Raw genomic sequence first — 1,155 nt, 5'->3', positions numbered from 1 at the left:
CAACTGCTGATAATTCATGGTAGTACTGCTTGTTTCTTTGGCGAGAAGAGCGTACCACTTTCGGCAGTTGGCTTTCTCTTCTACACCTTTCCATGAATGTCGCAGTTATTATCTGAAATCGGGTCTCACTATCGGCTAGATCAATGATTACGTAATCGCGATATCCCCTTTTTCGATTCTGTGCGCTACCTCTACGTTTGTGTGTGATTTACTGTTGCAATTAAATTCCGAGAAACAAAAGGCAAACGTTCGCCTTTGCGTAGGAGATCCGTAATATGTGAGCCATATTTGACACCGGACTGGTTTTCAGAAGTAAAGAGCATAGCAGTATTATCGAGTAGCTCTTTTTTTCAGTTTGAGACCTGATTAGCGTGTAAGTTGTACTTCTGCGCTAACTAGACTGATAACGTTGCATAAGTTAAATGCAACGTCCTAATTAAACTCACTGTTCTAACAGACGACACTGATACTCGGCTATGTGCTTTAGCTCCGATGTATGTGCAGGGAATCGTTCGTGAAGAAAGCACAATGCATCCGCTAGGGTTATCTGGTGTAGATTCGATGTATACCCAAAAACCAATCGGTGGACATTGTCATAGAACTCATCTGAATTATCTGAGCTTTGACACTGCACCAAGATAGCTTGATCAATCTCATCGTCTGGATCTTCTAATGGACTATTGGCCTGTCGATAAAGATTAGAAAGCATTGCGTCATATTGCTCTTTCGACAACTCTTCCTTACAACGCAATATCCACGTAAGCGTAATGAGATTGTGCCCAAAGAAACCAAACTGTTTGAAGCATGCTTGTAATACGCTATTGAGCTCTACGACTTGGCTTATGTCAGTGCTTCGGTCGCCGTCAGAACTTGTCGATGTGACAAATTCAGTGAAGCGGTTAAGGAATGCAGGAACTTGAGATGGCTCTAACTCACGGTAAACACGATTCAGCGCCAATAAGATAGTCACATTGTGGGAAAGGTATTCGCTTGTTTGAGAGGCCTGCGAAACGTAATACGAGAAGATATCGGCTCTTCGACGTTTCAAGTGGATTTCAATATTTCAGCGGCAGGGCTCGCTATCATGTAGATCATGGTGATGAAAGTGGCTGTATTTCTATAGCCTCGAGCCCTCGACCTCGCGGCTTGAAATAA

General features: G+C 43.1%; 1 pseudogene. It reads right to left on the bottom strand.

The features are described 5' to 3' along the window. Positions 1-442: 442 nt before the first annotated feature. Positions 443-1,033: pseudogene (locus tag H5300_RS26715) on the bottom strand (hypothetical protein); the annotation flags it as partial. Between the last annotated feature and the right edge of the window lie 122 nt (positions 1,034-1,155).

Source organism: Vibrio sp. SG41-7, from assembly GCF_014164465.1.
Lineage (GTDB): Bacteria > Pseudomonadota > Gammaproteobacteria > Enterobacterales > Vibrionaceae > Vibrio > Vibrio splendidus.
Note: the sequence above shows the minus strand (reverse complement) of the source record. Positions and strands in the feature narration are given on the sequence as shown.